Source organism: Cycloclasticus sp., assembly GCA_040743155.1.
In the GTDB taxonomy this organism is placed as follows: domain Bacteria; phylum Pseudomonadota; class Gammaproteobacteria; order Methylococcales; family Cycloclasticaceae; genus Cycloclasticus.
On record JBFLJU010000001.1, the window covers coordinates 1669439 to 1693580 of the forward strand.

Annotated in this window: 20 protein-coding genes and 1 tRNA gene; all 21 read right to left on the minus strand. The window is 43.0% G+C overall.

From position 1 onward, the window contains the following. Positions 1-33 precede the first annotated feature (33 nt). Positions 34-1713 carry a nitrate ABC transporter ATP-binding protein gene (locus AB1Y31_08000; GenBank protein ID MEW4983111.1) on the minus strand — a complete coding sequence of 560 codons (1680 nt, stop codon included), beginning with the start codon at positions 1711-1713 and terminating at the stop codon, positions 34-36. A gap of 14 nt (positions 1714-1727) precedes the next feature. Next, on the minus strand, positions 1728-2870 hold the full coding sequence (locus AB1Y31_08005) for an ABC transporter permease (GenBank protein ID MEW4983112.1): 1143 nt from the start codon (positions 2868-2870) through the stop codon (positions 1728-1730). Between the two features lie 74 nt (positions 2871-2944). After that, positions 2945-4336, minus strand: a complete 1392-nt coding sequence (locus tag AB1Y31_08010; GenBank protein MEW4983113.1) for a CmpA/NrtA family ABC transporter substrate-binding protein — start codon at positions 4334-4336, stop codon at positions 2945-2947. Between the two features lie 160 nt (positions 4337-4496). Further along, entirely contained in the window at positions 4497-5075 is a 579-nt protein-coding gene (locus AB1Y31_08015; GenBank protein MEW4983114.1) for an ANTAR domain-containing protein, read from the minus strand. A 54-nt stretch (positions 5076-5129) separates the two neighbouring features. Beyond that, on the minus strand, positions 5130-6398 hold the full coding sequence (locus AB1Y31_08020) for a hypothetical protein (protein ID MEW4983115.1): 1269 nt from the start codon (positions 6396-6398) through the stop codon (positions 5130-5132). A 1288-nt stretch (positions 6399-7686) separates the two neighbouring features. Next, positions 7687-13737, minus strand: coding sequence for a VCBS domain-containing protein (locus AB1Y31_08025; GenBank protein MEW4983116.1), 6051 nt, complete (start codon positions 13735-13737; stop codon positions 7687-7689). Between the two features lie 47 nt (positions 13738-13784). Continuing rightward, positions 13785-14294, minus strand: a complete 510-nt coding sequence (locus AB1Y31_08030; GenBank protein MEW4983117.1) for a P-loop NTPase fold protein — start codon at positions 14292-14294, stop codon at positions 13785-13787. 258 nt (positions 14295-14552) lie between these two features. Beyond that, positions 14553-14628 (minus strand) — tRNA-Lys (locus AB1Y31_08035). Positions 14629-14716: 88 nt separating this feature from the next. Further along, positions 14717-15391, minus strand: coding sequence for a 7-cyano-7-deazaguanine synthase QueC (gene queC, locus AB1Y31_08040; GenBank protein ID MEW4983118.1), 675 nt, complete (start codon positions 15389-15391; stop codon positions 14717-14719). Positions 15392-15412: 21 nt separating this feature from the next. After that, positions 15413-16060: a 7-carboxy-7-deazaguanine synthase QueE gene (gene queE / locus AB1Y31_08045; GenBank protein MEW4983119.1), complete on the minus strand. Its 648-nt coding sequence runs from the start codon at positions 16058-16060 to the stop codon at positions 15413-15415. Between the two features lie 30 nt (positions 16061-16090). Beyond that, positions 16091-16864 carry a tol-pal system protein YbgF gene (ybgF, locus tag AB1Y31_08050; protein ID MEW4983120.1) on the minus strand — a complete coding sequence of 258 codons (774 nt, stop codon included), beginning with the start codon at positions 16862-16864 and terminating at the stop codon, positions 16091-16093. Beyond that, positions 16864-17400 (minus strand): peptidoglycan-associated lipoprotein Pal, encoded by a 537-nt coding sequence (gene pal, locus AB1Y31_08055; GenBank protein MEW4983121.1) that lies wholly within the window; start codon positions 17398-17400, stop codon positions 16864-16866. Before pal ends, ybgF begins: the two co-directional genes overlap by 1 nt. A gap of 14 nt (positions 17401-17414) precedes the next feature. After that, positions 17415-18716 carry a Tol-Pal system beta propeller repeat protein TolB gene (gene tolB / locus AB1Y31_08060; protein MEW4983122.1) on the minus strand — a complete coding sequence of 434 codons (1302 nt, stop codon included), beginning with the start codon at positions 18714-18716 and terminating at the stop codon, positions 17415-17417. A gap of 6 nt (positions 18717-18722) precedes the next feature. Continuing rightward, on the minus strand, positions 18723-19607 hold the full coding sequence (tolA, locus tag AB1Y31_08065; GenBank protein MEW4983123.1) for a cell envelope integrity protein TolA: 885 nt from the start codon (positions 19605-19607) through the stop codon (positions 18723-18725). A 14-nt stretch (positions 19608-19621) separates the two neighbouring features. Continuing rightward, positions 19622-20011 carry a protein TolR gene (gene tolR / locus AB1Y31_08070; GenBank protein MEW4983124.1) on the minus strand — a complete coding sequence of 130 codons (390 nt, stop codon included), beginning with the start codon at positions 20009-20011 and terminating at the stop codon, positions 19622-19624. Positions 20012-20027: 16 nt separating this feature from the next. After that, entirely contained in the window at positions 20028-20729 is a 702-nt protein-coding gene (gene tolQ / locus AB1Y31_08075) for a protein TolQ (protein MEW4983125.1), read from the minus strand. Beyond that, complete coding sequence (gene ybgC / locus AB1Y31_08080) at positions 20726-21136, minus strand: tol-pal system-associated acyl-CoA thioesterase (protein MEW4983126.1); 411 nt, start codon at positions 21134-21136, stop codon at positions 20726-20728. The genes tolQ and ybgC overlap by 4 nt, the downstream gene beginning before the upstream one ends. Before the next feature lie 23 nt (positions 21137-21159). Further along, a complete protein-coding gene (ruvB, locus tag AB1Y31_08085; GenBank protein MEW4983127.1) occupies positions 21160-22206 on the minus strand; it encodes a Holliday junction branch migration DNA helicase RuvB in 1047 nt (348 codons plus the stop codon). Positions 22207-22218: 12 nt separating this feature from the next. Beyond that, positions 22219-22818, minus strand: a complete 600-nt coding sequence (gene ruvA / locus AB1Y31_08090) for a Holliday junction branch migration protein RuvA (GenBank protein MEW4983128.1) — start codon at positions 22816-22818, stop codon at positions 22219-22221. Then, positions 22815-23312: a crossover junction endodeoxyribonuclease RuvC gene (ruvC, locus tag AB1Y31_08095; protein ID MEW4983129.1), complete on the minus strand. Its 498-nt coding sequence runs from the start codon at positions 23310-23312 to the stop codon at positions 22815-22817. The genes ruvA and ruvC overlap by 4 nt, the downstream gene beginning before the upstream one ends. A 2-nt stretch (positions 23313-23314) precedes the next feature. After that, positions 23315-24061: a YebC/PmpR family DNA-binding transcriptional regulator gene (locus tag AB1Y31_08100; protein ID MEW4983130.1), complete on the minus strand. Its 747-nt coding sequence runs from the start codon at positions 24059-24061 to the stop codon at positions 23315-23317. Between the last annotated feature and the right edge of the window lie 81 nt (positions 24062-24142).

Here is a 24142-nt window from a genome sequence, read left to right on the forward strand (position 1 = left end):
AAGCTAACAAGAAATTATTCAAACCCACTTAAACTAATGCTTGTCACAATCTGCTAGAAACGTAAGCAATTCTTCACGGTATTTATAATAATCGGGGTGCGCAACAAGCTCTTTACGTGTGCGTGGTCTAGGCAAATCAACATTCATTACTTTACCTACTTTTGCGTTAGGCCCATTAGTCATCATAACCACGCGATCCGCTAAAAGAATCGCTTCATCCACATCATGCGTCACCATAATTGCAGTCACTTTTGTACGCGTCCAAACTTCCATTAAAACTTCTTGCAATTCCCATCGTGTAAGAGCATCTAGCATGCCAAAGGGTTCATCTAAGAGCAAAAGCTTTGGTGACAAGGCAAAAGCACGTGCGATGCCAACTCGTTGCTTCATACCATTGGATAGCTCCGCCGCTTTCTTATTGAATGAATCTCCTAAACCGACCTTACTGAGGTAGTATTCAACAATATCATTCCTCTCAGCTTTTGAACCATGTGGATACACACGCTCGACGCCAAGAGCTACATTCTCTTTTGCACTTAACCAAGGGAAGAGGCTTGGTGCTTGAAAAACTACCGCTCTATCTGGGCCAGCTGCATCAACCTCTTTTTTATCAAGTACGATGCCGCCATCGCTAATATCCGTCAAACCTGCAGTCATTGATAAAACCGTCGATTTCCCGCAACCCGAATGTCCAATAATAGAAACAAACTCTCCTTTCTTAATATTAATATTAAAGCCATCAACAACCGTTAAAGGGCCGTTAGGCGTTGGATACACCTTAGTGAGGTTAAAGTATTCTAGGTATTTCTTATCTCCAACACCTTCCTGATAGCTTTTTAAAACCCTGGGTTGAGCGTCTTCAATTAATCCATAATCATTCGCTGTATTGGGTTGCACATTAGGCAGTTGATAAACATTCCCTTTTGAAGCCGATGAATCGTTCATACCCACATTCATTAGATATTGAGTAATATCGCTGCGCAATGCTTTGAATTTCTCATCATGGTTCATCGCTGTTCTATCACGTGGGCGAGGTAAATCAACAATGAATTCTGGGCCAAAAGTTGCGTTTGGTCCGGGGTTCAATGGTATGACCCTATCCGCCATAATGAGACCTTCATCCACATCATTTGTAATAAGCACAACCGTTTTCTTTTCCTGCTCCCAAATACGAATAATTTCATCTTGTAAGTTCGCACGCGTTAACGCATCTAATGCACTGAGAGGCTCATCCAGCAACAAAACGTCAGGACTAGCCGCAAGAGCGCGCGCCACATTTACGCGCTGCCTCATTCCGCCAGAGAGTTCCGAAGGATGACGATGAGTTGCATGAGATAAACCAACCATATCAATATACTTCTCAATACGCTCTTGTCTTTCAACTGCCGAGAGCGTTTTAAAGGCTGAATCTACAGCAAGAGCCACATTGCCAAACACCGTTAGCCAAGGCATTAACGAGTAACTTTGAAAGACAACTCCTCTTTCAGAACTGGGGCCCGTTACTAAATTGCCACCCATGATAATTTCACCCTCATCAGGAGCAATTAAACCGGCAATCGTTGAGATGAGAGTGGTCTTTCCTGACCCTGAAAACCCAACGATAGCAACGAACTCACCCTTTCCAATCTCTAAATTTATGTTACTCAAGACCTCTGATTTATTATTTCCAGTGCCGTACGATTTACTAATGTTTTTAAGTGATAAAAATGACATATTTGTTCCCCCCCTTACATTGCATCGCCGTATGAAAAATACTTTTGCAGTGTCAACATAATACGATCGAGCATAAACCCGATAATACCAATAGTGAACACAGCAACCATGATCTTGCCTAGCGAATGCTGACTACCATTTTGAAATTCATCCCAAACAAATTTTCCTAACCCTGGGTTTTGCGCCAACATTTCTGCAGCAATCAGCACCATCCAACCCACACCTAGAGAGAGGCGTAGGCCAGTAAAAATCATTGGTAACGAACTAGGTAATACAATTTTAGTAACCGTTTTCCACCAGCCAAGCTGCAATACTTTTGAAACGTTCATTAAATCCTTGTCTATCGTTGCTACACCAACAGCTGTATTAATGAGTGTTGGCCACAGCGAACATAAAGTAACCGTAATCGCTGAAACAAGAAATGACTTGCTAAAGGAGGCATCATCACCAGAGGTATACAAAGCACTGACAATTAAGGTGACAATCGGTAGCCACGCTAAGGGGGAGACAGGCTTAAATATTTGGATGATAGGGTTTATAGCGGAGTTAAAGGCGGGGCTTAAGCCGCAAATAACACCTAAAGGAATAGCGACAATGGAGGCTAATACGAAACCCGCAAATACGGTAACAAGGCTTGTCACTATTTGTTGAGGATAGGTTGCTTTTCCGGTGTAAGCACGAATTTTTATCACCGCATCTGGATTCTTCTCAAGCTTTTTAGCATTCCGTACGTCCTGACGTTGATAGAAAGCGACTTCTTTTGCTTTTTCCTTGTAATGGTCATCGGCAAGACTTTTAGTTTCTTCCCAAACAGCCACAGGCCCAGGAATAGCACCCAAACTGGTGTGTATCTTTGACGCGCCCCAGCCCCAAAAACCGACAAAAATCAGCATCGCGAGTACCGGCACGCCGATGACCTTTAATATTTCTTTAAATTGTTCGGCTGGGTTTTCGCCAGCTAATAAGTTAACGATCGGGATAAACCAAGTAAAACCAATTAACTCAAGGACGTTATTGATTTTTACTGATACTTTAACGCCATCATTAGCGACTTTTTCAGCGGTGCTTGCTGCTGTTGGTTTGACTATCTCATCACTTATTTCAGCTGTAGATTTATTGTCCATATTTCCTTCTTTATTTGCTGTATTGGCAGACATTTTAAAAACCTCTTTTTAATATCAATGGACACTCGCGTCATCACGAGTGTCCACTCATTCTTTATTTACGTTACTTACTTAACAATATCGTTGGCTTTAAGGCCGATTGTGAATTTTTCTAAATAAGCATTAGGTGTGCGCCCATCGTAGGTAATATCATCGATAAAGTGTTTTTGTGGTGCGCGATAGCCGTCTGTATCCCAAGGCATGTCTTCCTTAGAAATTTTGCCTTCTTCGAGTAACTCTTTAGCGGCTGCTAAATAAATATCAGGACGGTATACTTTCTTAGCAATCTCATGGAACCATTCATCAGATTTCTCGTCGGTGATTTGTCCCCAACGACGCATTTGCGTTAAGTACCAAATAGCATCTGAATAGTAAGGGTACGTTGCGTAGTAGCGGTAAAATACGTTGAAGTCTGGTAACTCTCTTTTGTCACCCTTTTCGTATTCAAATGTACCTGTCATGCTGTTTGCAATAACATCGTAATCAGCACCAACGTATTCTGATTGAGAAAGAATTTCTACTGCTTCTGGGCGATTAGCATCGTTATTGTCATCAAGCCATTTAGCAGCACGAATCAATGCTTTAAGAACCGCTATATGTGTATTTGGGTTGGCTTTAGCCCATGCTGCGCTCACGCCAAATACTTTTTCTGGGTTGTTCTTCCAAATTTCGTAATCGGTGACCACTGGCACCCCAATGCCTTTAATCACTGCTTGCTGGTTCCAAGGTTCGCCTACGCAATAACCAAAGATAGTACCCGCCTCAAGCGTTGAAGGCATTTGAGGTGGCGGGGTTACAGACAATAATGCGTCTGCATCAATTTGCCCGGTGATATCAGTTTTAGAGTAATACCCTGGGTGAATACCACCTGCTGCCAACCAATAACGTAACTCGTAGTTATGGGTAGAAACTGGGAATACCATCCCCATTTTAAATTGTTTACCCTCATCTTTGAATCGATCAACGACTGGCTTTAAGGCATCCGCTTTAATCGGGTGAACCGGTCTGCCATCAGCCATTTTAGGGATATTTGGCTTCATCTCAGCCCATACATCGTTAGAAACGGTAATAGCGTTACCGTTTAAATCCATACTGAAGGCGGTAATAATATCTGCTTTTGTGCCGAAACCTATGGTTGCACCTAAGGGTTGACCGGCTAACATATGTGCACCGTCTAACTCACCATCAATCACGCGATCTAATAGCACCTTCCAGTTGGCTTGCGGCTCGATGGTGACATAAAGGCCTTCGTCTTCAAAAAAACCTTTTTCGTATGCAACAGCCAGTGGTGCCATGTCGGTTAATTTAATAAAGCCGAATTTCAATTCATCTTTTTCAAGCTCCCCTGCTGCGTAAGCCGTCGATATACCACCGGCGACTGTTAAGGCCAAACCGACCATGCAACTCTTAAAAAGCGCACCCATCTCTTTGTTAATAAATTTCTTTTTATAACTATTCATTTATTTTCCTTTCTATTTAAAAATCCAAAAAAAAACGCCCGCAGTCTATTCCCTCATCAGAAAAAATGACTTGCGGACGCCTTTGTCCAAAATGATCGAAACGATCGGGTTAAATTTTTTTACTTCCCCACCATTGGGGCATAACTAACTGATTTTTTTCCTATGTGATTAATTCACTGGCTGAAATAACACTTTTTGCCAACTCAGCCATCTTAATATTCTTATCCATTGCCATCTTACGCATGGCTTTATAGGCTGCATCTTCATTAATATTTGAACGTTGCATCAAAATTCCTTTAGCTTTATCAATAAATTTACGTTCGCTTAAGGTATTTTTGGTCTTTTCAAGTTCGTTTTTAATACTTTGTTGCTCGTTAAAACGAAAGCGAGCTGTGTCCAAAATAGACAGCATCCGTTTGGCTTGAAGACCGTCAACTATATAAGCGCTAACACCTGCTTTAATGGCTAATTGAATAACATCCCTGCTGTCGTCGTAAGTGAAGACAACAACAGGGATTGGCTTATGCAAATTAATCTGCTGTACACAGGTAAATAATTGACCGAACCGTTTATCAGTGACCGCCATAACAAGATCCACAGAACCCGATAACGCTGCTTGGCTGATATCACTCAAGTCTGAGGTGATCGCTATTATTTCGTAGCTTGTTTCAGACAAACGCTCTTGAATATCAAGCAGTTCATCGGCGGTTGTGTTAAATAATAGAACTTTTGTTTTCATCGAAATCTATTATGTTTTGTCGGTCATTAATAAGTCAGCTGATGCAGGCGTTAATTAAAACTTAGCTTGAACAAATGCCCATAATTTAGTGACATCGTTAGCTGCCGCCGTATTCATGCTATTTTTATCGGCATTGTAGTCCGCATATTTAAAACCAACGGTGTAGTTTTTAGCCACTTTCTTTGTTGCCAATATATTGAACTCAGTACCGTAATCGTAACTGTTATTCTCTGAACTAAAGTCGTGATAAGCAGTAACAAATTTCATGCCGTACGCTTTTGCAACGGCCGTTAGGTAAATGTCTTTAACGCCATCACTTGGCGTAACTAAAAACTGATCAGCCCAACCTTGATAAGCGTGGTTAGTACCTAAGATAGTTACAAAACGATCGGCACCACCATTGCCTTCTTGAAGTTCGTAGCTGGCTTTAACCAATAACATTTTAACTGGACCGTTGAATGTCATTTTTGCACCAACTTCACCTAAGAAATAATCCGCATCAATAGAGTTTGGATTGTCAGCCGCATCTGATTGGGTCGCGTATTCCGCAGTATAAATAGCGTTAACACCATCTGCTATTGGCGTAGCACCGCTGGCTCTTAAACCGTATGTGTTGGTTGAAAACTGGTCTGCATTATCAAAATCATACAAATAAGCATAAGCTTCAATTTTTGCTGCTTTGAACCCCGTGTATTGGGCATTGAATAAGTGTGAGTCACTCTCAAAATCATCCCATGCTTCTGGAGCATCTTCACCAAATATTCGGTTAACGTTCCATACATAAGCATAACTAATGGTTGTATCTTCGATTGATTTGTTTGAAACAGACAAAGCATCTAGTGTTTGCCAGTTTTGACGCCATGCAACAGTACCAATATGCCGGTGAAATGGAGCATCACGATAAGTAAGCGCTTGACGGCCTAATTTGATAGAAGTGTCTGTAAGGCCGGTGTAAAACAAATAGCCTTGGTTTAGTTCCGTTTCGTTAGGATCGGCAATAACAGGGTATGTTCCGCCTTTAGATTGTGATTTATGTGCGTAGTTATTGCTAAATAAACTGTGTACGCTTTCAATCTCACCAAAAGCACCAAAACCGTAGTAAGTACCTGTTTTATATGCAGCGGTTATTCTAGCAGTGTAAGCATTAGCGTCTTCTGGCTTGTTTTCTTGATCTACGTTTTCATAGCGTAAACGCGCACTGAAACTCGCTTTACCATTTGTTAACGCATTAATAAACGACTCTTCTGCACTTACCAGTGGCGCAGCACAGACTGTAGTAACCCCTACCAGCAAACCTAAGAATATATTTTTTTTAATTTTCATTTTAAATCTCTAAATTAGTTAATAAAAACCATACAAATAAAAAAGCCAACACGATTAGTATTCGAGTTAGCTACATTGCTTTATTTATTTTGATTTGTTCTGTATTCACTGCGCCGTTACAGTTGTGGCTCTTGCAAAAGAATTACAAAAAACACATGACCTAGGGCAAGCAGATTACGTGCCAACATGCATTAACTTTTAAATTACAAAGACTTAATAGGAGAATAAAATTACAGCTTTTGCTGCGACACACCATAACAGCCACGGCCCCGCACCATCTAAGTGCAATAATTTCTACCCCACCTGCGATTCCGCCCTTTTGAAAGACGGGTAACCTTGCCTGATTTTATAGCCTTACACATCCACATCACCTAACACGACTCTTCGTTATGCTCACCTGAGTACTAAATCATTGCAATCAGCCGCTGATAGCGCTTCAGATTGTATGGAACGGGCATTAAAGAAAGTATCGTAACAACAAACTGGTCAACCGATGAGAGCTCACGCTTTCGTTGGTTCGCCACCCTTCCCTATTTTTTCGATTTCACCCCCAAACTCAATTCGAGTCGTCCCGCTCTGGCACCCTATCGGCAAAAACCCAGATGGGTCTAACCCATGGCCATCCGGTGGAGAAAAGCGCCGAGAGGTGACGGCTCAGAGCAAATGGCCAAATCTTGGATTCCAGCTGCAAGTTTCGGTATCGGGTCAAAGTTCGGTTTTGAAAACTCCTTACGTTTCTTCGGCTTGTAGGGACTTCATATAAATATCCCGACATAGAAGTTCTGAATAGTCTCGTATTTCCAAAAACAGGGGCAACTCATAAGTAAAAACCATTAGCTTTCTTCGACTTAGGGGAGTCATACAGGCCGGAACTAGAGTCGCTTGGCCTTGGTGGTGAACGCTCAGTTAGCTATAAAGCCAACATTCGTTTATTGTCTAAGGTTATCGATACTCACAGCATCGTAGAAAAGTCCGAGGGCGTGATATTATCAAGAAGTAAAACTCGAACGGAGTCACCTAATGACGAACAAACAACGGACAAACTCAATCAACGCCAAGAAGCAATCAGAGCGCAGAGCTAAACCCTTACCATACAGAGTTCAAAGCCTGACACTTCACTTGGAAGAAGGAACTATAGCGAGCTTACCCAGACCCTCTCAGGAATCGCAGGCACAAAAACTCTAACTGGTAGTCTGTAAAAACAGGTAACTGCTAGCTCTAAGTCAGGGCTTCTACAGGTTACACTTAGCCAGGTTTCTTGAAATTCTGCATGCACGACTAGCTAAAACTAGATAATCGAATCAATAATACTTTCTTGTATTTTGATGGTTGCTGCGCCACTGCTATAAACATCGAATGCCACTAAATCTTCAGTAACTGTTCCCGTATTAGTCCATGTATTGCTGGCTTCATTCAGTAAGGTTACTGTATCAGCATTGTCTCCAAAAACTCTCAACTCATTGCCGGTATCGGTTAGGTCCAGTACATCTTGCATCGTAATAGATGTTAATGAGTGAGCACCAGATAAGCCTGTATCGGCATCATTAGTTAAATCAAGGGCTTCAAAATTTAATATCTCAGGATGATCGAGTGAGAAGTTAATACTGTCGTCTGTATTAAAAACTAATGTGTCTACACCCCCCGAGCTTGACTGCTCATCGCCGGCATCAATGGCTGTTTTACTTGCGTCATAGACAATAACTTCATCACCATCAAGGCTTATAACTACGTTACCAGAATCATTATCGCCATCAGTATCAGTAATGGTGTACGCTAAATCCATATCAAAATCAGTGTTGTAACTAATTGAGCTAATCGAGTCTATACCTAGCTTATAAGAACTTTCATTACCAGCTAGAAATTCCACGCCAATAAAAGCACCACCGGTGCTACTTGTTACGGTGTAATGCTGTTCCGTTAAATCCGGGTCACCCGTTAAAATAATTTCTTCTCTCGTTGCTGTAGCAATACTGTCTCCAGTTAAAACGGTAATAAATAGCTCGTCTCCTGATTTTTCTGAACCAAAGTTAAATAAGGTGATGTCCATTGCAATCACATCATTTTTATTAGTCGTATTACTATCCCCATCTGAAGCTATTGTGGCGAAATCAAAAACCAACTGTTGCCCTGCATTCATATTATTACTATTAACACCAATATAATAATTATTGGTATTAACGGTGTGTTCTGCCGCAGGGCTTAATAATTCAGCCGCCGTATCTTCAATAAGGTTATGGGCGGTAACGATGGCATTAACACCAGAGGCTGAACCGCTAGCATCATTAAAACCAAGAAATATAGTGTCATTATTTCCACCGCCAGGCAGCACAATGCCACCATCAAATGTTTCTTTGATACCTAATAACTCCGATGCTTGAGTATAGATAACATCGGTAGTATTTCCATCGGCCATGTTAATTTGAACTGTAAATACTGTTGTTGAGCCGCCATCGACTGTTCCGGTAAGCGTTCCTTGATCTGTTCCTGTAACAGAATAAGTTAAAGTGACTAACTCACCATCTACATAAATCACGGGCAAGGTCGATGCATCTTGATCCCATGAGAATACATTGCCGCCATCAGCTGAAAAATAAGTATCAATGGTATCGACTAACGTACCGACAAAACCTGCCTCATTTGCCATGATCAGAGTATTGTTGCCGATAATAGGAACATCATTAGAGGACACTGTATCAAGCTTAACAGCCACTGCGCTACTTGTTGCTGTAGAGCTTCCGACAGTTTCCTCTGAGGTAACAGTAGCAGTCAGTGTGAAGCCAGATCCGGTAGTGGCTACAGTTTCTGAAACGGTTATTTTAAGTCCCTCTACTTGAGCTTGGGTAAAACTCCAATTACCAGCTCCAAGGTTTGTGCCTACGCTACCAGACGTATTACTAAACGTTGCGCCAACAGGTGCACCACTGATGGAAATGGAGTCTTGAATAAATTCACTGCCGTCTATGTCACTGTTAGCAAAATCAATAGTAACATCATAAGTATATGAAACATGAGCATCTGAAAAGGCACTGACATTATCTATAGAAATATCTGTACCGGATAAAACAAATGCATTTAATGATGCATTACTCCCTATCGTGGCTGTATTTGATATGGCATAAGTATGCGTACCCGCTGAAAGCCCTGACGCAATTATTACTTCTGTCGCACCATCAGATATATCGCCAATCCATGATATTTGGCCATCACTACCAGTACCCGTCATCGTAAATGTAATACTGTAATTTGCACTGTCTTCACTTAAGGGTACATTTACATTTTGAATCAGCCATTGATCGCTCAAATCAACCTGACTACTGGTGCCAGAACCATCATCGGTCAAGGTAAGTGTCGTATCTTTTGCATCTAGGATGGCCTTCACTGATGCACCAGGTGACTCCTTCCCATACCAATTCCCATCAACACCGGCATCAGCACTTAGAGCACTATCAAAAGTACCATTTACTAATTCATTAACACCTGTTGATACGACTTTATTATTGATAGTCATCGTAATGATAGGAGCATCAGCAATTGCAGTTACATTGACTTGTGCTGTGGCAGTAAATGATTCTCCTGTTACCGTATCAACCTTAGTAAACGCAAAGCTATCTGAACCAGAAAAATCTGTATGTGCTGTATAGCTTAATGTGCCGTCACCGTTGTCTACAACTGTGCCATTTGCACCATCGCCCACTTTAATGTAATTAAAGTTAGGGTCAACGGTCGTCGTAATGCTTGTAGTCCCTGTTGAAAGACCGTCTTTTTCTTCGTTTATTGCTAGAATAATTGGGTCAATAATAGTCGTGTTGTCGCTTGCACTGTTACCGAAAGTTGATACTCCAGCGTCAACAGTCGTTGCTGTTAAAACTAAACTCTCAACACTTTCAGAAATAACGTCGGTGATCGTAGTTATTTTTACTAGGATTGATTTTGCGACACCTACATCGCCTAAAATAGAGAGGCTTGAACCTTGAATATCAGAATTACTTGTTATCCAGGTTGCTCCGTCATCCGTAGAATATTCAAAAGAGGCTTGATCATAATCAAGCGCGCTAAAATCACCGCTTAGGTCCAGCTGAACAAGCGTATCTGTTATTTTAATATTACTTAAACCAATTTCAAATATAGCATCACTTCCTTCTGTCACTGATGTTGGTGCGGATACAAAAAGCTGGGGAAGTTCAGAGATAAGTGTGCTTGCTGCGGCAGATGTATTTGCCATAGCAGCTAGATTGCCAGATGAAGAAACATCAATATTAGCGTTTAGTATCAAATCTTCATTATCATCAGATAGGGCGTCCGCTTTTGTTTTGATTTTAATATCAACATGCGTATACGGAAGTCCGGTTACAGGATTTAATGTTGCAGACTCCGCTATCTGTACATAATAGTTTGTACCGTCGAATAACACGTCTGACCAAACACCTGGCGAGCTTTCATATTGAATATCGCGTGATACATCACCAAAATCATAAAAATCATCACCGGCTGTCGCTTCTCCAGAGACAGTAAGGATTATTTTTGTCGCATCAACTCTACTGTCAGCTAACTCAATTCTAAAAATAGCAGAATTACCTTCTTCAACCACCGCTTGAGATGAAACAGATAAGCTATTGCTTGCAACGCTAATTACCGTGCTTGCTGTATTAGAGCTTGCGCCATCGCTGTCAGTTACGACAATATCAATATCACGATCAAGCACGCTCGCCCCAGTATTGGCGTTATAAAATGTTACCGCTTCAATAGCTGATTGATAATCTGATAGTGACCCACTGCCCGTTAGTGTAATAAGGCCTGTTCCCGAGTCATAAGCACTTGCACTGATGCCACTTGGTAGAGACCCTACGAAAAGTAAATCACCTGCTTGAGCATTGGTCAGTGTAATCGTTGCGCTTTGAATAGTACTGTCCACATCGGTTATAGAAACGTCAATATCTCCGATGCTGATACCTTCCTGTCCAAGCGCATACGATGTGACGTGACCGGTGCCATTGACGGTTGAATCATTAAAGTCTAAATCAAGCGTTGGCGCTTCATTTATATTAGTCTCATTAAGTGAAACACTTATATCCGTATTGTTAGCACCATCTGTTGCTCTAACAACAACGCTGTGTGCATTGCTAGCGGCTTCAAAGTTGTTAGCAAAGGATGCTACACCTGCGGCGGTTAAGCTAATTTCACCTGTCGTGCTATTGATCGCATAAACATCGTTACCTAAACCATCGTCGACGTTGGTCGTAATACTATAGCTAACCGTATCGCTAATATCGTCATCGGTAGCAGAGACGGTGCCTAATACATTAGAGGAGGGAGTGTTCTCAGCATAGTTAAAAGAATAACTAACAGCATCAAACACAGGCGCGTTCACGATAATAATACCTATTACCGTACTTGCTGTATTTGAGTTTGCGCCATCGCTGTCAGTTACGACAATATCAATATCACGATCAAGCACGCTCGCCCCAGTATTGGCGTTATAAAATGTTACCGCTTCAATAGCTGATTGATAATCTGATAATGACCCGCTGCCCGTTAGTGTAATAAGGCCGGTTCCCGAGTCATAAGCACTTGCACTGATTCCGCTTGGTAGTAATCCTACAAAAAGTAAATCACCTGTTTGAGCATTCGTAAGTGTAATCGTTGCGCTTTGGATCGTACTATCCACATCGATTATAGAGACATCAAGGTCGCCGATGCTGATACCTTCCTGCCCAAGCGCATACGATGTGACGTGACCGGTGCCATTGACGGTTGAATCATTAAAGTCTAAATCAAGCGTTGGCGCTTCATTTATATTAGTCTCATTAAGTGAAACACTTATATCAGTATTGTTAGCACCATCTGTTGCTCTAACAACAACGCTGTGTGCATTGCTAGCGGCTTCAAAGTTGTTAGCAAAGGATGCTACACCTGCGGCTGTTAAGCTAATTTCACCTGTCGTGCTATTGATCGCATAAACATCGCTACCCAAACCATCGTCGACGTTGGTCGTAATACTATAGCTAACCGTATCGCTAATATCGTCATCGGTAGCAGAGACGGTGCCTAATACATTAGAGGAGGGAGTGTTCTCAGCATAGTTAAAAGAATAACTAACAGCATCAAACACAGGCGCGTTCACGGTAATAATATCTGTCGAGCCATTAATATTTATAGTTACCGTGGTGTACCTTAAATCGCCATCTGTATCTTTAATGGTGTATGTGAATACATCTGTGGCTGTATCGCCATCTGATAATGCATTCGTATCAGGGTCAGAGTTGTTTAACGTATAGGTATAACTTCCATTAGTCTCAATCGTAATTGAGCCGTATACGCCTTCAAGTAAGACCCCTACACCCGAACCATCAAGTGCAGCAGAGGTATCTCCAACAGCAACACCTACAACGACAGCCCCTAAAGGGACTGCATCAGCAGTTGCATCACCCGCACCTGTTATAACGTTACCTGTCGAAGTAGATACACCATCTTCGGTTACGGTTGCTTGATCAGGGTTGGCGGTCGAATCAACATCGGTAATTAAGATGTTTAAACTGGCTTGTGCTTTAACACCACCAGTATAGGCAGCAACAATAGAAATAAGGTCTAAAACTTCACCACCCGTATGATCTTTACTGATTCCACTTGGGTCATAGTCATAAGTAACAACACCTGTAGTATGATCAAATCCTGTAACTGTTAACGTGCCTTCATCTGTTGTTACTAGAACATTAGATGCATTGCTTGCTTTTAATTCAGCTAATGATACGGCCCTACCGGCAATTGAAATTGACATTAAGCTTTCTGATGTCACTGCAAATGTTGCGCTGCTAATCTGTTCTGTTTCAGGCACGCTGATATCGCCCGCTGCAATGCCGTTGCTGTTACCAATAGTAATGTCGACAATAGCGCTCTCCACACTAAGAACAAGCTCTTCGCTATTATTTGTATATAGTATTTCTAATGAAGAGTCGAACTTTTTAATGATTTCTTCGGTCTCATGCCCTGCATCAGGAGTGCCTTCAGGCTCAAGGTATGGGATGTCCATAAAACTAGTGCCTTCATCTTGTTCAGGCACTGTACTAGGCCCAAATAATGGCGACTTAGCGAAGGCTACCTTACCCCCTTTTGTTTCAAAGGCTGTTAATGACACCTCATCAAAGGGAACCTCAACATCATTACCTAAGTTAACCGATCGCCCATCGTTCAAGGTAATAACCACTACTCCATGTAACCCCGTCATCACCACATCACCAGCAAAAACAATGTCACCTTCTTTCAAAGTGCGGATTTGACCATCAGCTGATTTAGCTGTAACAGTACCGTTAATAAATTTTACAATTCCAATATTAGTCGCCATAGATATTTGTTTTACTTTAAAGAGTGATGAATCGTAAGATGGTCAAATTAGTATACTGCCCTTGAATAAGCCACTGATCTGGACCTGTTTCTTCCAATTGTACTAGAACATTCAGAAGCACTCATATCAACAGCATCACTAGCAACGCCAGCAGCCATACCTATTACGTCACCCGCTTTTGAAGCCCTAGATAATAATGATTTGCCAATAGCTGAGACTTTTTTGAATGAATCTTTAGAGGATTTCTTGGTAAGTAAGCCAATTTGGTCGATTAAACCAATAATGATTTTAACTAACGTTTCATCGGGCTCAGATAATATGGAATATTCCCAAGTATTTAGCCATACAGGATAATGCTTTGTTCCTTCTTGGTCACACAACTCACCTCGAATTGTATTTAATAACAAGGTCTTCCCACTCCCCCACTTCCCTTGAATCCCAATAGTAATAGGGGTGGCAGAGGTTTCTATAAAACGTATGAGTCCGTTCGTATATTTTTCAATCTCTAACAAGTCGCCTTGATTAGGCTCTTTTGCTTTGTCAATTATACTAGCCACTTCAACTTCTTTTTAAAATCCAGTAGCTAGCAAATATATCATTTAAAACACTTCTTGTAGATAAAAGTATTCAATGAATGAATACTGTTGAAAAAGAATAATAAAGACCAACAAGTCAAAAACAAACACCTTAAAAAGATGGCAGCTCAACACATAAACACGCTGTAATTAGTTGTAGTTTCTTGCCTTGAAATGTCCCACCAGTGTCCCATGAGCACAAAAAAACCAGCTTAAAAAGCTGGTTTTTCATGTATTAGATGGTGGGTCGTGCGCGATTCGAACGCGCGACCATCGCATTAAAAGTGCGGTGCTCTACCGGCTGAGCTAACGACCCTCCAAGAGCGGTGCATGATACCGGATTGACGCAAAAAGACAAGTCGAATTTGCGACTTTAAATGTTAATTTTTATACTACTACTAACTTTAGTACTGATAGCGGGTGACGTCGGCTAGATGCGCCTTTTCAAAACCTTGCTTACGTAAACGGCACGATTCGCATTCACCACATGCTTCACCCTTTGCATTGGCTTGATAACAAGACACCGTTGCGCTGTAATCGACCTTTAAGGCATCACCTTTTGCTATTATTTGAGCCTTACTGAGGTTAATTAGCGGTGTGTGTATTTTAAACTTACCTTGTTCAACGCCTGCTTTAGTGGCTAAGTTAGCCAAGCTCTCAAACGCCTTAATAAACTCAGGGCGGCAATCGGGGTAGCCCGAGTAATCCACCGCATTAACGCCAATAAAGATATCCCACGCATCTAGCACTTCTGCCCAACCTAGTGCTATAGAAAGAAAAACCGTATTTCTCGCTGGTACGTAGGTGACAGGAATGCCCGCTGACTTTTCAATCGGAACGTTTATGTTTTCATCTGTTAGCGCAGAGCCACCAAATTCACCCATTCCTAATTTTATTGTTTTGTGTTCTGAGACATTAAAAGTTTTAGCTAACTGGCTAGCCGCCTCCAATTCAGAATTATGGCGCTGCCCGTAATCAAAACTGAGTGCATAACACTCATAACCTTGTTCTTTGGCGATCGCCAAAACGGTGGCTGAATCTAACCCACCGGAAACTAATACTACTGCTTTTTTAGACATCACTTAATCTTTTATGGTTTGTTACTTACCGGGCGTGTCGCCCCACAAGTATTTATGGAGCTGAATCTGAAATCTTACTGGCAGCTTTTCCTCTATCACCCAATTTGCAAGATCTACTGCTTGAAGCTGCCCTTGCACCGGTGAAAACAGTATTTCGCATTTATCGGCCAGCTCATGCTCTTGCATGTGTTGTTTCGACCAATCAAAATCTGTTTTATCACAAATAACGTATTTTACTTGATCACCTTTTGCTAGGTATTGATAATTTTCATGAAGGTTTTTAGCCATCTCACCAGAACCCGGGGTTTTAACGTCTAGTACTTTAATAACACGCTGGTCGACCTCAGAGACACTCAATGCACCGCTGGTTTCTAATGAAACATGGTAGCCAGCATCGCATAATTGGCGCATCAAATCATGCACCCGTTTTTGCGCCAATGGCTCACCACCGGTTACATTAATATACTGTGCACCCTGCTTATCAACTTCTTCAAGAATGTCGTCAATGCGGCGAGTTTCACCGCCATGAAATGCATACTCTGTATCACAGTAACCACACCGCAAAGGGCAGCCCGTTAGGCGGATAAAGGTCGTAGGCAAGCCCACTGTTTTACCTTCCCCTTGCAGTGAATAAAAAATTTCCGTAATACGTAAACTATCTTTCGACATAGCGATTACAACTGGGCCTTAAGTAAGTGATTAATGTTTATCTTGCCGCATTTTGGCAAGCCTTTTCTTGGCGAGGCTGGCTACGGTGGTTCCTGGGTACGCTGCAGTCACTTTTTCTAACGTTACCGTTGCTTGTTGCCATTGTTTATTTTCGTATTGAATAAAGCCGACTTTCAACATCGCATCTTTTGCCTTTGAATGTGCGGGGTACTGCGATATCACTTTGCTAAACTCATCAAACGCACGCTTAAAATCGCGGTTTACATAACTCGCTTCGCCTAACCAATACAGAGCATTGGGTATATAAATACTGTTAGGAAAACTAGAAACAAACTCCGTAAAGTCGGTAATTGACTGCTGATATCGACCCGACTTTAAGCTTGAAAATGCCTTATCGTATGCCAGCTTATCGTGCCCGCCTGCCACCACTGATGACTGAACCGTTTGAGCCGGTACGCCATTTTGCGCTTCGACTGGCGTTAGCTGCCCGATGTTTGGCAAGGTTTTTTTACCGGCTTCTAATTGGACAATTCGTCTATCGGTATCAAGATATAAATCACGCTGACGTTTTTTCAGCGTTTCAATTAGGTAGTTTTGCTCTTCAATTTGACCACGCATTTGCTGAACTTCACGCTGAAGCTGCTCAAGCCGGTTGTACATACCTAACAAGCTAGCAGCCGATGTTTGCGCGGGTGCTACCGATAAGCGCCCACTAGTGCCATCCACAACTGGCGGTAGGGCTGCCGAAGCAGCCCCACTCATAAGCATTAAGGCGGCAAACCGCCCTATTGTTTTTTTACTCATCAATGTGCTGGGTAAATAAGTTCAACACGGCGGTTTAAATGCCAAGCTGATTCATCATGTCCTCTTGCAACTGGCTTTTCTTCACCAAGAGCTACCGCTTCGGTTTGGTGAGCCGACGCACCTTGAAGTGATAATAGATTTTGAACCGTTTTCGCACGTTTTTCACTCAACGCTACGTTGTATTCACGCGTTCCACGTTCGTCGGCATGGCCTTCAACAATAACTGAAACATTGCTGTTTGCAGCTAAATACGCACCATGTGCTGCCAATACTGCTTCGTATTGAGGCTGTACCGCACTGCTATCAAACGCAAAGTAAATAACCTTTGTTGACAAGGGGCTTGATGGATTATCAAGCGGGTGCCCTGAAAAACTACTGCCATCGCCAACACCACTTGTTGTTGCACCACCGCTCGCACTACCGTTCGCACTACCTGCTATTCCTGAGCCGGCGTCTTCGTCGCCACCAAACATACTACAACCCGCTAAAACCGTTGAAAGCAAAAGAGCAGTTAATAAATTCTTACAGATTTTCATTTTTATTCCTTACGTTAATATTTAAAAGGCGACCACGCTGGTTCTCTCACTTCACCACCTTGCAGACGAAGCTTTTGACGAACTTTACCGTCAGATGATACCGCAGCTAAAATGGATTTCAAGCCATCATTGGTTGAATATAAAATCATACTGCCATTAGGCGCGTAACTCGGTGATTCATCTAATTTTCCATTCGTTAAAATATTAGTGAAACCGGTCTTCAAATCCATTGTAGCAATTCGGTACTGGCCGTTAACTCGATGCACCATCGTAATGTATTTTCCATCTGGTGAATAACTGGCTCTCGCGTTATACGAGCCTTCGAAAGTTATTCGACCTGCCTGCCCACCGTTTGCCGAAATTCGGTAAATTTGTGGCTTACCACCTCGGTCAGAGGTGAAAATAATCTGACGCCCATCAGGCGACCAATCCGGCTCCGTATCAATAGCATAACTTCTCGTTAAACGACGAAATGAGCGAGTGATCACATTATAAATATAAATATCGGCGCTCCCGTCTTTAGAAAGCGTTAACGCTAATTGGCTACCGTCTGGCGACCATGAGGGTGCGCCATTGATCCCTTTGAATGAATGTAACTTCTCACGTTGCCCGGTCCTAAGTGTTTGTGTATAGATCGAGGAACGTCGCTGTTCATACGACACGTAAGAAATCTTATCGCCTGTTGGCGACCAAGCCGGTGACATAACCGGTTCAGATGAGGTCACTATTGTTTTCGCGCCGTAGCCATCAGCATCCGCTACTTGAATTTTATATTCCGTTTGACCATTCGCTCCAGGCATCGATGTGACGTAGGCCATTCTGGTACTAAAGGCACCTTTTTGACCGGTTAATTTTTCATAGATCAAATCACTAATTCGATGCGCGACACCCCGCAAACTCGAGCGGTTAGCAGGAATACTAAACCCCGTTAACTGCTCTCCTTTATACACATCAAACAATTGAAATTGAACCGATAAGCTACCATTCGCAGCGGACGTTACCTTGCCAATAACTAGGTTATCTTGCCCCAACGCCTGCCAGTTACGAAAATTCACCTGTTCAGCCGATGATGGTTTGCTCAACATGTCGGTACGCGGCAATGCCTTAAAACGACCACTTCGCGCCAAGTCATCAGCAATAATTTGAGCTATATCAACCGGCAAACCACCCATAACCTGCGCGCTTGAAAACGGCACAACGACAATCGGTTGAGCGGATGAAACGCCTTGCGTTATTTCAATTCTCAAGGCGTCAGCCACGGCAGAAAAACTCAACAACACGCATAACAATAAACTGGCTTTAATCATTCTGGTCATTCGTTATCAGCCTCCTGGCCTAAAATAAAATTCAAGTGTTCGAAAGTAATTAAACATACTGGGGTCGCTTGGCAGTGGCAGTGGTGCGGCCTTTCTTGTAGCGCGTTCAACAGAGCGGTCAAAAAACGTATTACCACTCGATTTAATCACCTGCGCATCAATCACATCGCCGCCAGGAATCAAGCGGACTCGCACAACGCAATTTAAGCCCATAATATCACCCGGTGGCTGTATCCAATTGCGTTCCACTTTTTGTCTAATCAAGTCGGTATAACTGGCAACCGCTACTTGTGCACGCATTTGTTGTTCTTCCAATGCCGCCTGTTCACGCAAATCCTGTTCTCGTTCAGCCTGTTCTCGTTCAGCCTGTTCTCGTTCAGCCTGTTCTTGCGCTGCTTTAGCTTCCGCCGCTGCTTTAATTTTTTCGGCTTTTTCCCTCGCCAAGCGCTGTTTTAGCTCTTTAGCTTGCGCCAGTTTCTTTTTCTTTGCTGCTTCAGCCTTTTTCTTTTTAGCCAGCGATTTTTGCTTCTTTAACTTAGCTTGTCTTGCTGCTTCGTCGGCTTTTTGTTGTGCTAACTTTTTCTCTTGGCTGGCCTTTTTCTTTTTAAGGTCGGCAATTTTCTTTTCTTCAGCTAATCGTTTCTTCCTTAAATCATCAACCCGCTTTTTGTCTTGTAGCTTCTTTTTCTTTTCTAATTTTTTAAGCTCTTCAGCTGCTGCCTTAATTTTTGATTCGTCGATAACCGTTGCTTTAACGATATTAACCGGCGGCTTTGAGTGTATTTCATCATCTGTAAAATCGATGCCAAACACAAAAAACGCCACTAGCAGCAAATGGAAAGTAACTGACAAGACAACCGCTAAAGGGTGCTTTTTAAATATACCTATCATTGCAATATCACTACTTAACTGGGGTCGGTTAGCAAACCAACGCTAGGAACACCCGCCGCTTGCAAGGTCGTCATGGCACGCACCACTTCACCATACGCTACGCCTTTATCCCCTCGAATCATCACCGAGGTTTTAGGTTTGTTACGCAACACCGCGGCCACCTTAATTTGCAATGTTTCGCTCGAAATAGCTTGATCCGTATTCTCGCCAACATCCAAATAATATTGACCTTGTCGATCCACTGTAACGACCAAGGGTTGAATATTATTGTCATCAACTTGCTCCGCATCTGCTTGCGGCAAGTCGATCTCTACACCCTGCTGAATAAGTGGCGCGGTGATCATAAAAATAATCAGCAACACCAACATGACGTCGATATAAGGCACCACATTAATTTCACCCATCGGGCGACGTTTAGTACTACGCGCCACTGTTTTTCTCGTGCATACTGATATGAGCTTGACGTTGTAACACGGTCGTAAAGTCATCCATAAACGTTTCATAACGCGTTGCTAAGCGGTCTGCATTCGTTGAAAACCGGTTATACGCCACCACCGCTGGGATCGCTGCAAACAAGCCCATGGCTGTTGCTACTAGCGCTTCTGAAATACCCGGAGCCACTAAGGCCAGCGTTGCTTGCTTCATATTTCCAAGTGCTTGGAACGAACTCATAATGCCCCACACAGTGCCAAACAAGCCAACATAGGGACTGGTTGAGCCGACGGTGGCTAAAAATGGCAAGTGGTTGTCTAGCAGGTCCATTTCTCGGTTGTATTGAGCCTGCATCGCACGGCGCGCACCCTCAACCACGTGCATCGGTTCCATGCCTTTTTGTTCGTTTAAGCGCTTATATTCCACAAAGCCCGTGTGAAAAATACTTTCCATACCACTTTTGTCGTAGTGATCTGAACTGACTTGACGTGACAGTTCGTTCAGGTCGATACCAGACCAAAAGCGTTTTTCAAAGGTATTGGTTACTTTAAAGGCGAATTGAAACTCTTTATATTTTGCAAAAATAAACGTCCACGAAACAACCGATGCCATCACCAGTATCAGCATTACTAACTTTACGATGGGCCCTGCTTGAGAAATCAGGTGTACGATAGATAAATCATTAGTCATGTTAATTGCTCAATCATTAATTTTGGAATAGCTTTAACCTTCATGCTGTGTGCATCGAGGCAAGCGACTTTTATTACCGCTTTGTTTATTATTTCACGGTTCGGCTGCTCTCGTATGATCGTTTGATGAAAAATCAATGAAGCGCGTTTTAATTCTGCTATGTGGGTCTGTACTGTTAAATTATCGTCAAATTTGGCTGGCTTTAGATAATCCATTTGAACAGCCCTAACGGCAAACGCAACACCTTGCTCGTCTATCAACGCGCCTTGTTCAAACCCTTCGCTGCGTAAAAATTCGGTACGCGCTCTTTCTAAGTATTTTAGATAGTTGGCATAGTACACAATACCTTGCATATCGGTATCTTCGTAATAAATCCTAATAGGCCATTGGTGATTTTTGTCTGTCATAAGGTCAACTAAGGTGTATTGACTTACTCAGCGTCAAACGAAGCATTTTCTGCATCCGCATCGCTTTTACTGGGCACCTTTAAACCTAAGTGTTCATACGCATGACGTGTTGCCATTCGCCCGCGCGGCGTTCTCATAATGTAACCCTTTTGAATTAGGTACGGTTCGAGCACATCTTCGACGGTTCCGCGTTCTTCGCTAAGTGCCGCAGCCAAGCTATCTACACCCACCGGGCCACCATCGAAGGTTTCTATTAGCGTCTTTAACAAACGACGATCCATCTTGTCAAAACCACTCTTATCCACCTCAAGCATCGTTAAGGCTTTATTGGCCATATCGGCCGTAATCACGCCGTCACCTTTGACGTCCGCATAATCCCTCACCCGTCTGAGCAAACGATTCGCAATTCGAGGTGTGCCGCGTGACCTTACGGCAATTTCCCTTGCGCCATCACTGTCTGAGCGCAACGCCAAAATATCCATTGAACGCTGAACGATATGCGATAAATCGGCATCATTATAAAACTCTAAGCGTTGAGTAATACCGAACCTGTCACGTAAGGGCGAGGTGAGCAAGCCCGCCCGCGTGGTTGCGCCCACTAAGGTGAATGGCGGTAAGTCTAATTTAATAGAACGCGCGGCAGGACCCTCGCCAATCATAATGTCTAATTGGTAATCTTCCATCGCTGGGTAGAGAATTTCTTCCACCACCGGACTAAGACGATGTATTTCATCGATAAACAATACGTCGCCTTCTTCAAGATTAGTTAGTAACGCCGCCAGATCGCCGGCTTTTTCTAAAACAGGGCCGGATGTCTGCCGCAAATTCACCCCCATTTCATGCGCAATAATGTGCGACAGTGTCGTTTTGCCTAAACCGGGTGGGCCAAAAATTAATACGTGATCCAAGGCTTCAGAACGCGCCTTTGCCGCCGACATAAAAATTTCCATCTGCTCACGAATAGCAGGCTGGCCGATATAATCTACTAATGTTTTAGGGCGAATAGCCCGGTCTATTGCTTCATCATCAAGCAAGTTATCAGAACTAATGAGTCGGTCACTTTCTATCATACTTATGGCTTCTTATTTTTTTGCCGCTGATTGTAAGGCAGAACGGATAATTTGTTCACTGCTTGCATCATCATTCGCAACGGCCCGCGCACGTTTCTCAGCATCTTGTGGTTTATAACCTAATGCCACTAAGGCACTAACGGCTTCATCAATTGGCGAGGCTTGTTGCGTTAAGCTGGCTGAAGCCAACTTGCTGTCGCCAGCTATTTTTTCTGGCAAACGATCTCGCATATCGATGATAAGTCGCTCGGCCGTTTTTTTGCCAATACCCGGCAAACGAACCATCGCAACCACGTTATTTTCGCTCACCCACAAACAAAAATCATCGACACTCACGCCCGATAAAATACCCAGCGCCACCTTAGGCCCAACGCCATTAACCTTAATTAAACTTCTAAATAACGCCCGCTCTTGCTCGGTTAAAAAGCCGTACAAGATATGCGCATCCTCGCGCACCACGAGGTGTGTTCGCATCAACACCTTTTCACCTAATCCGGGCAAATTAAAGAAGCTCGACATCGGTGTTTCAATATCGTAGCCCACACCATTTACGTCTATGATCACATGCGGTGCTTGTTTTTCATGCACCGTACCACTTAGAAAGCCAATCATGCGAACGCCCTTGAAGTTGTTTGATTTGTTTGATCTGTATGGAAGTGACAAAGCGCAACCGCTAGCGCATCACTCGCATCCATTTGCGGGTCGCCTTGTAGTTTTAACAAAACCTTCACCATATGTTGAACCTGTGTTTTATCCGCACTTCCTTTACCGGCTATTGCGAGCTTAATTTGACGCGCGGCATATTCAAAAACACTAATATCGTGATCAAATACAGCACATATAGCCGATGCCCTTGCTTGCCCTAATTTAAGCGCTGAGTCAGCATTACGCCCCATAAACACCTGTTCAACCGCCATTTGTTGCGGTTTATAGTGGTCGGTTATTTCGCGCACGCCTAAGTAAATTTTTTTTAATCTGTCGGGCAAGTCGCCGCCGCCGGTTCGAATGCAACCGCTGTCAACGTATTTGGCCTCTCTACCGGACACCTCAATAACACCGTAGCCCGTGACTCTAGAACCCGGATCAATGCCTAATATTCGCAGCATAATTACTCTGACAGCTCTGGCATGTCATTGGGAAAGTCAGCATTTGAATAAACGTTTTGCACATCATCCAAGTCTTCCAACACATCCAATAAGCGCAGAATTTTTTCTGCATCTTTTGCACTCACTGGCGACAGGTTGTCAGCGCGCAAAGTCACTTCTGCATGCTCATGAGGAAACTCAGCCTCAACGAGGGCATCACGAATTTTCATAAAATCTTCAGGCTGAGTTAGCACTTCAAACGAACCATCATCATGCGTCACCACATCATCCGCACCCGCTTCTAATGCCGCCTCCATTAATGCATCTTCGTCCAACTCGCTAGAGAGGTTAATGACACCAAGTTTCTGGAACATATAATCAACTGAACCACTGGTGCCCAAGTTACCACCCGCTTTATTAAATGCGTGTCGCACTTCAGCCACCGTTCTATTTTTATTATCCGTCAAGCAATCAACAATCACCGCCGTACCCGCAGGGCCATAGCCTTCATAACGAATTTCATCAAAGTTTTCTGAATCAGTCGAGCCATCGCCTTTTTTAATGGCTGTTTCGATGGTGTCCCGTTTCATGTTGTTAGACAGCCCTTTATCAACGGCTGATCTTAAACGGGGGTTGTTAGCTGGATCTGGCCCGCCTGCTTTTGTCGCTACAGTGATTTCACGGATCAGTTTAGTAAATAGTTTTCCGCGTTTAGCGTCTTGCGCACCCTTTCGAAACCGGATGTTTGCCCACTTACTATGACCCGCCATAACCTACCCTCTTCCATCGCCTTCTAAAGGTGAAGAGTGTATCACTCTCGGGATTTTTGATTAAGCGAAACTCGTGCTCAA